Genomic DNA, 9,928 nt, shown 5'->3' with positions numbered 1-9,928 from the left:
CACATCCTGGGGCTGGAGAAGGTCCCAAGGGTTCGGCTGTTCGCCGATTAAAGTGGCACGCGAGCTGGGTTCAGAACGTCGCGAGACAGTTCGGTCCCTATCTGTTGTGGGCGTTGGAAGTTTGAGAGCACCTGACTCTAGTACGAGAGGACCGAGTCGGACGAGCCTATAGTGTATCTGTTGTGGCGCCAGCTGCATCGCAGAGTAGCTACGCTCGGATGAGATAAGCGCTGAAAGCATCTAAGTGCGAAACTCAGCTCAAGATGAGACTTCCTTTAAGGATCGTGGAAGATTACCACGTTGATAGGCCGCAGGTGTAAAGGCAGTAATGTCAAAGCCAAGCGGTACTAATTATCCGTAACTTTCTGTCAGAGAGTCTATTGATTTCTCATTCATTATTGTGTTTTCTTTTCCATATTGTCTATTCCCTATTTAAGATATTATGGTGACTTTAGCAGTGGTGTTCACCTCTTCCCATTCCGAACAGAGAAGTTAAGCCCACTAGCGCAGATGATACTTGATTTAGTTCTGGGAAAGTATGTCGTTGCCAAATTTTAATTAAACCCCGTAGTGAAAACTTCGGGGTTTTTTTATTAGAGTTTTTTCATATCATCGTTTTTTTTAACCTCTTAAAAATTACTCAGCCTTTTTTTCTTACTTTTGCTGTGCATGAAGATATTTAAGTATATATTACTGCTATCCTTTACAAGCCTGCCTTGCTTATCATTAGGGCAAACAAAAGATACCACCTCTACCCTATCCAGACTGGATTCTATAAAAGTTAAATACTTCAGCATCGACAAAATAGACACAACGCTTACCCCTTATGTTAATGCCCATGAAATAGATACAAATACGTATAACTTCCAGCATTATGACCCTCTGAAAAAATCAATTTTCTTTAATTCTAACACGGGCAACACCGGCGTTCCGGCTGCCAGCATGGTTTTTATACCCAACAATTACTGTGGGTTTAGTTATGGTTTAAAAACCTGGGATGCATACGCTTTCAGCAAAGACAATATTAAACATTATTATTCCCTGCGTCCCTTCACCGACCTGCAATACGTACTTGGCATGAAGCGGGAACAATTGTTTCGTGTTACTCATTACCATCATGTGAAAAATATGGTACATATGGGTGTGGATTACCGTATCATTAACTCTCCCGGCAGAGACAATTATTACCAGAAAATCAATGACCATACACTTTCTGTTTTTACATATTACTGGACAAAAAACAAACGCTACGGTGTGTTTGTGGATTATATCTTTAACAGAACCAAAGCCCAGGAAAACGGTGGCATTACAGATGATACCGCTTATTTAAACTATCGAAAAAACGGACAGTCGGGATTGTTCGACATCTATCTGAGGGGTGCCGAAAACAAATGGAAAGAATCAACGGTTATACTTAAACAATACGTAAATATTACAGGCGACAGCGGATATAGAAAAAACGACAGTACCCGAATCAGGAAGCCATTTAATGCAGGAAGATTTACCCATACTTTTGAGTTCAGCAAGCAGACCTTGCTGTATCAGGATAATAATCCCAATCTTGCCTATTACCCGCTTATACCTAACGATACAACAACTGTAAACGATTCCGTCTGGTTCTTTAAAATTGAAAACACCCTCGGGTGGACCAATACTGAAACCAACAGCAAAAACAAAACCCGTATTTTAAGGTATTTCATAAACATCAACCACTCCTACACCGAAATTCGACAACTTAATGGTAGCTTTTATCTGGTGAATTTGAAACCCTCCGCCGGCATAAGCCTGAAGCCTTTTAAAAACTTCCTTATTGAAACATCCGGCGAATACATAGCCATGGGAGATTATCAAAACAGTTTTAATGTTAAAGGGCTGGGAGCGTATCAATTCAACTTGAGCGGAAAGTATTATGGAACTTTAAAAGCTGACGTTTCTTATACCGAAACAAATGCCCCATGGTTTTACGAGCATTTTTATTCTAAATATTATCACTGGGATTATGACTTCCTAAAACAAAAAATTTTAAGCGCAGGGTTGAATTATTCGTACCGCAATCTTGGAGCAGGAATTAATTATTACAATCTTTTTAATTATGTTTACCTGGATGAAAATGCAAGGCCAAGACAATATCTGAACTCAGGCATCAATGTTGTTTCGGCTTTTGTTAATAAACTTTTTATTTTCTGGAAGTTCGGTATTGACAACAAGGTGCTTTTTCAATATACTGATGAACCGAACATTATGCGACTTCCTATGCTCGCCGCCTACCAGTCATATTACTTTATCACTCCCATGTTTAAAAAAGCGCTGCTCTTACATGTAGGTATTGATTTACAATACAATACAAAATATTATGCCGATGCTTATGAGCCGGCACTTATGAGTTTTCATCTGCAGAATGAACGTAAAGTGGGCAACTACCTAAATATGGATGTTTTCCTAAACCTGAAAGCCAAACGTTTGAGAATATTTTTAAAACTCAGCAACCTTTTGAGCGGATGGATAGGCTATGACAATTTTACAGTACCCCACTACCCCATGTCCGACCGGCTGTTCAGATTCGGGGTGAGCTGGCTGTTTCACGATTAAGATTTTCTTAGATATTGCTAACAAAATTGTAACTAACATTTTAGTTAGTTGAGCTTTTATACACTGTCATTCAATTATCTTATATTTCTCTTTGGCTACATCCCTGCTACACGAATTAAAGTGCCACCATTCCGTCTGAATATTGAAGAATCCTGCTTTATGCATCGCTTTTCTGAGTAATTTCCTGTTATTTATTTGTTGCTCCGTCAGTTTTCCCTCCGAAAGCAATTTATTTTCTGAGACAGGATAGGCAAGTTCTCCAAAGTAATCAAATGGACAACCCATGTCTAGTTCTTCACAATTTTCATCAATAATACTTACATCCACAGCAGCGCCATAATTATGAAGAGAACCGTTCTTCGGGTTGCAGGCAAATTTACCTTTTTCTCGGACAGGCATTTTTAACGAATCCCAAATCATCTTTTGAAAAATCAGCGGGCGGGCGGCATCATAAATTATTAATGAATAATCAGGATGTAACTCTTTGAGAAATGATTGGGCCTTTGCAAGTTTCTCAGCCACATCGGGCTGAAGGTACGCTTTATCGAAAGAGCCATAGATATCCTTTTTAAAAAAATTATCGTCTGTAGAATATTTTATTTCAATTACAATGCTACTGTCAATATCATTAATGTTTACCATACCGAGTTGTATCATCTGTTTTTCGAAGTCTGTAACGATTTCGGGACTCTTCAAAGGCTTAAGTGTATCCGCAGATGAAAATACATCAGTACTTGTTTCCTTGTTCTCAAATACACAAGAAATAAAAAGCAGAAAACAAATAGGAAAAATGGCTTTAATTTTATGCAGCACAATGTTAGTTTTTCGAACTCAAAACAGCTTTGACCTGGAAAACATACTTTCCCTTTGCAGTGTTGGTATAAATAGTGATTAATTCATTATATACCCCCATGTCTTCATTTGTATTAAAAGATATTTTTAATTCTCCTTCTTTACCCGGGGCAAAAGCATCTCGTGGCCAATCCACCATTATACATCCGCAGCTGGTTTCCACCCCACTTATCATCAGCGCCGCTGTACCTGTATTTTTGAATTTAGTATAAATCATAGCTTCTTCTCCCTGCTTTATGTTCCCGAAATCCAATATACTATCCTTATAAGCTATTTCAGGTTGTTTTTTACCAGCAGGCAAATCCGCATTTTCTGATTCATATAATATTATCTGAACTTTTCGCTCTAATGCTGCTGCCCTGCTGTATATGGAATTGCGCTTGTCGTTGGGATTATCACTCACAAGCGGGCTGGCTGTCGATTTTCCAAGCGGTTCTTCCACGATAGTGAGTTTGGCCCCGTTCCCGGCCGTACCATTTATATATTCCATCAAAACACCCTCGTAATACTGTTTCAGATAATTTACTATGGAAGATATTCTTCGCATGGATAGGTTTAGATTGTATTCAGTGGTATTTAGTGGGCTGCAGTAACCCTTAATAATAATTTTAACACTATTTCCCCTTTGCAGATCGCTATGAAGTAATTTTGCAAACAATTTTAATTGCGTAAAGCCCTGTGCTACATAGTTTTCAAAAAAATCAATAATATTTTTCTGTGCTTTTGTCTTGTCGCTGCCTGATAAACCTTTTGAATATTCATCACTGTAAATATCTTTCATCATATAATACTCTCCGAGCAAAGTTTGATAATTCCTTTTCGTTGAAGTATTTGTTGATTTGGGGTCAGGTTCGTCGTTATGGAAGTAAAGTGTAAGTGGCAGCATTGATCTGATATTCTCAACAATATTCACTGTGTCCGGTGCAGGCTGAACTTCAGTTTTTATGGTGGTGGTATCCTGCCACTCATAAGAATAAATATCATAGCAGCATGTTTCGCTTTTTATTGATAATGAGCCCGGCCTGTTGGAAGTAAGAAAGCCATCCTTATCAATATCATTCACAACAAAGTATAAATCGTTACAGCCGCCGTTAACAGGATAACCGATATTAACAGGTTTTGTCCATGAATTATACAATCCTTTTGAATAAAAAATATCGAAACCTCCGAGGCCTTTGTGCCAGTCGGAGCTAAAATAAAGTGTTTGATTTTCCTTATAATAAAAAGGGGTGATATCATCTCCCGGGCTGTTGATTATGCTTCCTAAATTTATAGGGTCCTGATATTTTCCTTCCTTGATGATACAATACCATATATCAAGTTTCCCTATTCCCCCGGGCCTGTCCGAAACATAAAATAAAATATCAAAACCGTCAAATTCAGCATAATGAGGGTGTGTGGAAGTATAGCCCTGTACATTTATTTTATCAGACAACCTTTTAACATTTTGCCAGCTGTTGTTTTTAAATTCAGTATAATATATTTCCGAAACTAAATTTTTGTTTTCATCTGATTTTGCACGTGTAAAAAAAACTTTTGTATAATCGTCCGAAAAACAAATATTCGCATTGTGATTTTTTTTGTCATTGATTTTAACATCAAGTTCGCCGGCTTTCCCCCACCCCGCCACGGTTGTTTGTGTAATATATATTTTCGACAGGTAAGCACTGGGGATATAAGTATCAAAATCCCCGGCAGTTAATGGCCTTAATGCTGAAAATACTAAAGCAGTATCGCTCAGTTGCACAGCATTAAACTCTGAAAAAGAAGTATTTATACTGCTTTCATTCAAATGTTCTATAAGCACATTTTTCTTTTGTGCCAACATTGCGGGGGCTTCCTGGCATGCTTGTATTTCAACTTTTGATTTGTCAATATAATAAGTATCCGCTTTGTCTTTATTTTCATTAAAATACGCTCTGAAATTTATTAATGCTTTGTCATATTGCCCTAATGATTTCTGCATCATGGCGAGCCAGAATCTTGAGAGAGGCCATTGTTTTCTGGTGTCATTATTCAGCACATAGCGGTACCAGCGCATTGCCTGTTCATAATTGTTGAAAAGCCTGTATGATTCCGCACATTTAAAAGCCACTTTCAGGTCGGAAGAGTCATGCCACATGGCATTGTTATAATACACGGAAGCAGTATAAAAATCATTTTCCCCGTAAGCCTCATCGGCAATTTTAATACTTTCTTGATAATTCTGTGCAAAAACATCGGAAGATAAAAACAAAAAAAGCAGTATTAAACCGGTCCGAAAAAGTCTATATCTCATTATTAGTTTTATCATGTTTAAAAAATAGGACAAGGTATCTGCTTGTTTCTTTTATACTTGTTTTTATCAAAAATATAACTTATTGAAAACTCGAGTCCTCCCCTAACCTTGCTAGCAACTCTAAGTTTTGATAAGTTAAGGTCATAGCTTACACCAAAGTTTATGTTTTTCAGTTCAAAGCCGGCAACCACAATGATAGCATCAGCATAGCGTGCATAGAGCCCAAAATTCAATGATTTTCTCTCAATATAATATTCGCCCCGGGAATATTTCAGCATAACTCCGGAAACTAACTCAAAAAAAGGACCTTGTGAAACCAGCATCAGCGAAGGCAGCAAATCGATATCGGGAGCAATAGTTACCTGAGCATCCCCATAAGTAATGTATTTTATATCAAGCCGTATCTCATTATTATTTAAAAACGTCATTTTAGGCCGTGTGGGATGAGCCACAGAAAACCCTGCGCTGTATGCAGTTTTATCGTTGGGAATATAATGCCAGTGTATGCCTGCCGACATGTCAAAATAAATAAAACTCTTTTTCCCTGTCGGCTCATTTGGGTTAATATTCGGGTCGAAATAATTCCCATTGAATTGATTATCAAAATTCAACTCTGAAAAATCAATGCTTCTTTGCACAAACATAGGCATAATGCCTATGGACAAAAAGTTATTGTTTAAATATGAAATGGATTTTATGTAAGAAATTGATAATCCTGCATTTATAGTGGAGAATTTTGAATCTCCGGCTATGTCTGCATTCACAAGTAATCCTGCTCCCAGTGCATCTTTACGATACTTTCTTTTGATAACCGGCATGTCAAAATAAGCCGCTATAGTTTGATAAGGCTTTGTAACTGAACTCCATTGATTTTTAGAATTAACACCTATTCTGAAAGCGCCTCTTATCAACCCGGTATTTGCCGGATTAAGTTCTAAAGGAGCCGCATAATATTGTGAAAAGTGAATGTCCTGACCTAATGCAGATATGCAAATCATTATAGGGAACAATATGGAAAACACATTTTTCACAAATAATATCGTTTTGTAAACGAAATTAAAATTTTAAGTGTTATGTAAAATTAATAAATCTTTTAGAAAAATTTATGTTTTATGAATTAATCTGAACTAAAATCCATGATATTTTTGTTTTCAGTAATAGTAGTTAACAAAAACAAAAAAATAAAACGATTTAGAATACTAACATCTCAGGATATCCAAACCCATTATATTCTTTTGCAGAATTAATATATGCTCGGCAGGATAAATCAGTAATAAGTCACCGGATTTTATTGTATCAGGAAGCAACAGTTCTTCTGTAAAAATATCGTGGCTGTCGCAGCTGGGGCCGGTAATTGTGTATGATTGCAGTTTGGTTTTTTTTTCTTGTTTGTAAGGATAAATTACCCTGTATTTCAAACCACCCATAATCCATTGAAACCCCTGAAATATTCCGCTGTCAACAAAAATCCAGTTTCGTGTTCCTCTTTTTATAACATCAATAACTAAACAAACCATCACGGCGCAATTAGCAATAATAAAAGAGCCCGGTTCGGCATATATTGTAACGGCATACTTACTCTTCATCTTTTCGATAACCGGAGCAATTTTAGAAGAAATTGCTTCTAAAAACTCATATTGCTTAAGTCCATGGGCAGGGAAACCTCCTCCAATATTAATAAATCCAATTTTAATATCCGTTGAAATTATTTCCTGCAATACTTTATCCACATCAATTAAGGCTTTCAGAAAAGTATCGGGCCTGGTATTATTCCAACCCACATGAAATGCTATACCACAAGCATTAAGCCCGTACTTCTTAGTTAAAGATATTAACTCGGCAGCGTTTTTTTTCAATACACCAAATTTATTGCTCAACGCCCATTCAGCCCCTGTGTTTGACACTGATAACCTCAAATACACGTTTGAACCCGGAGCATATTCAGCAATTTTTTTTAACTCACTTTCACAGTCATAAGCAAATGTTTTTATACCATATTTTACTGCTTCTGCAATTTGCTCCTTTATTTTTACAGGGTTGCTGAAAATAATTTTTTCAGGATTAATTTTTATTTTTTTTAATATTTCCAATTCTCCAAGCGAGGCGATTTCAAATGAGGAATTCAGCTCATTCAAAGAGTTCAAAACATCGGGATGGTGATTAACTTTTACTGGAAAAAAAACATGATGTGCTTCAAATCCAAAATGTTTCAGAAAAAACCCGAAGTTTTTTTTAATCTGATTTTTACTACTTACAACAACTGGTGTCTTATAATCACCTTTAAAAAAGGTTATGAGATTTTTTTTCAGTTCGTTCGGTAAGGCTGATAAATCGAACATCTTGCAAAAATTCTACAATAGCCCACCGTTTTTGTAAATCTGATACTGGGCATCATAAAATTTGTTTATTTGCCCTTTTTTGTTGTTTGCAAGGTTTGTTATTTCGCCGCTCAAAAAATCTATGCGTGCAGTATCTCCATCTTTCAAGTCAATTTGTTGAATAAGTTCCGGATTATAAGTTAAAATAGGAAAGGCTGCATTGATGGCATTGCGTTCATATATCGCACCAAAAGATTCGGCAAGAATACAGGAAACACCAAGTGAAATAAAGCAGTCAACCGCTTGCTGCCGTGAACTTCCTGCACCAAAATTTTTAGAGGTAATTACAATATCTGCTGCATGAGCTTTCTTTGCAAAATCTTCATACCCTTTCAAATTATCAAAAGTATATTGCCCCATCTCTTTAATGTCGGTAATAGTTAAATAACGATTATGATAAATCATATCGGTATCAATATCGTCTTTTTTAATTATCCATACTCTGCCTTCTACAATACTTGGTTTTTCTGCTTTTCCATCTTTTGTTAGTTTTTCTTTTGGTTGCAGAATACCCAGTTTTTCGAACACAGCAGGCTTTTCCGGTAACTGCCCGGGAATTGTAATAAAACCGGCAACAGCCGAAGCAGCCACTACCGCCGGTGAAGCAAGATATACAAATCCTTTCCCCTGTTTGCCTTCAAAATTTCTGTTTCCGGTGCTGATAGTTACTTCCTGCGGGCCGTTCTGGCCTACCTGCCCGGCAGCACATCCTGCACATCCGGCATTGGAAACAAGCGCCCCCGCCTCTTTGAATGTCTTTATCAAACCTTCGTCCATGGCCTGTTTCCAAATGGCATCGGTTGAAGGAACTATTTTCAGGACAACACCCGGAGCAACTTTTCTACCTTTTAATATACTTGCAACAACACGCAAATCTTCAATACGCCCGTTGGTGCAGCTCCCGATAAAAGCAGAGTCTATTTTTGTTCCTTTTACTGATTCCACGCTGGTATCATCATGTGGGTGGCCGGGTTTGGCAACCATAGGCATAAACTTCGTGATATCAATATCAAAAGTTTGTTCATAAACAGCATCGTCAGAAGCAAATACAGGCTCTATCTTTTGCCCTTTTATTTTTTCAAAATATTCAATAATTTCTTTATTCGGTGTAAAGAAAATTATGATAGCGCCCATCTCTGTAGCCATAGATGAAATAGTGATGCGCTCATCCAAGCTTAGTTTGTCTGCCGCTTCTCCGAATATTTCAACAGAACAACCCAATAACTTATTAGCCCCAAAAATGCTCAGAAGATTGAGCACGATATCTTTTGCACTGACTCCTGAGGGTTTTTCGCCCAACAAATTAATTTTTACAGATTTTGGCACTTTAAACCACACATAACCCTTTGCCCAGGCTGCAGCAATGTCTTGGTCGCCCATGCCCTGGCCAAAAGAACCCAAGGCTCCCATAATATTGGCATGAGAATCTGTCGAAACAAAAGTGCTTCCCGGCCACACCAGGCCGCTATCAATAGCCAAGTGCGTGCCAATACCGGAATCCACATCATACACTTTGATATTATTTTCGCGGGCATATTGCCTGCAATAGTGCTGATTGGCAGCGTATTTCTGGTCGGAACCGCCGGGGTTACAATCAAATGTAAACACTGTTTTGGATGCATCGGCAACGAAAAGTCCATTATCGAGAAGATTTTTTACCACGTTAGCGCCACCGAAATCTCGTGCTGCGCGGGTGTCAATAAACACATCAATGATGTCATCAGGTTTCACTGATTTCTGATTGGAATGTTTTGCGAGGATTTTTTCTATTATTGTCATTTTGTTTAATATTAATTATTATTTTTTATTTATTGGTCAAATAGTCAAATAG

The 9,928-nt window shown here is 37.5% G+C and carries 6 protein-coding genes and 2 rRNA genes; 3 read left to right on the top strand and 5 right to left on the bottom strand.

Annotation, left to right across the window (positions count from 1 at the left end; all coding sequences use genetic code 11):
- The 3 genes from M0R16_04840 to M0R16_04830 form a co-directional block, all read left to right on the top strand.
- Positions 1–372: ribosomal RNA gene (locus tag M0R16_04840) — 23S ribosomal RNA — on the top strand; the annotation flags it as partial.
- A 69-nt stretch (positions 373–441) separates the two neighbouring features.
- Positions 442–553: ribosomal RNA gene (rrf, locus tag M0R16_04835) — 5S ribosomal RNA — on the top strand.
- Between the two features lie 116 nt (positions 554–669).
- Positions 670–2,589 carry a putative porin gene (locus tag M0R16_04830; GenBank protein MCK9612207.1) on the top strand — a complete coding sequence of 640 codons (1,920 nt, stop codon included), beginning with the start codon at positions 670–672 and terminating at the stop codon, positions 2,587–2,589.
- Between the two features lie 66 nt (positions 2,590–2,655).
- Here M0R16_04830 and M0R16_04825 read toward each other — a convergent pair whose 3' ends face one another.
- From M0R16_04825 to M0R16_04805, 5 genes are all read right to left on the bottom strand, one after another.
- The gene (locus tag M0R16_04825) at positions 2,656–3,402 is read right to left on the bottom strand and encodes a M15 family metallopeptidase (protein MCK9612206.1); all 747 of its coding nucleotides are present in this window, start codon (positions 3,400–3,402) and stop codon (positions 2,656–2,658) included.
- A 4-nt stretch (positions 3,403–3,406) separates the two neighbouring features.
- Positions 3,407–5,719 carry a DUF1573 domain-containing protein gene (locus tag M0R16_04820; protein ID MCK9612205.1) on the bottom strand — a complete coding sequence of 771 codons (2,313 nt, stop codon included), beginning with the start codon at positions 5,717–5,719 and terminating at the stop codon, positions 3,407–3,409.
- Between the two features lie 17 nt (positions 5,720–5,736).
- A complete protein-coding gene (locus M0R16_04815; protein ID MCK9612204.1) occupies positions 5,737–6,750 on the bottom strand; it encodes a PorP/SprF family type IX secretion system membrane protein in 1,014 nt (337 codons plus the stop codon).
- Positions 6,751–6,918: 168 nt separating this feature from the next.
- A complete protein-coding gene (locus M0R16_04810) occupies positions 6,919–8,058 on the bottom strand; it encodes a hypothetical protein (protein ID MCK9612203.1) in 1,140 nt (379 codons plus the stop codon).
- Positions 8,059–8,070: 12 nt separating this feature from the next.
- Positions 8,071–9,876, bottom strand: coding sequence for an aconitase/3-isopropylmalate dehydratase large subunit family protein (locus M0R16_04805; protein ID MCK9612202.1), 1,806 nt, complete (start codon positions 9,874–9,876; stop codon positions 8,071–8,073).
- Between the last annotated feature and the right edge of the window lie 52 nt (positions 9,877–9,928).

The sequence above is a fragment of the Bacteroidales bacterium genome (assembly GCA_023228145.1).
Lineage (GTDB): Bacteria > Bacteroidota > Bacteroidia > Bacteroidales > CAIWKO01 > CAIWKO01.
The sequence above is the reverse complement of the archived record's forward strand: the minus strand, read 5'-3'. Positions and strand labels throughout refer to the sequence as shown.

Bases quoted from the DNA above. Each gene is read 5' to 3' on its own strand.
- M0R16_04830 (MCK9612207.1), top strand. From the start codon at position 670: ATGAAGATATTTAAGTATATATTACTGCTATCCTTTACAAGCCTGCCT.
- M0R16_04810 (MCK9612203.1), bottom strand. From the start codon at position 8,058: ATGTTCGATTTATCAGCCTTACCGAACGAACTGAAAAAAAATCTCATA.
- M0R16_04820 (MCK9612205.1), bottom strand. From the start codon at position 5,719: ATGAGATATAGACTTTTTCGGACCGGTTTAATACTGCTTTTTTTGTTT.
- M0R16_04805 (MCK9612202.1), bottom strand. From the start codon at position 9,876: ATGACAATAATAGAAAAAATCCTCGCAAAACATTCCAATCAGAAATCA.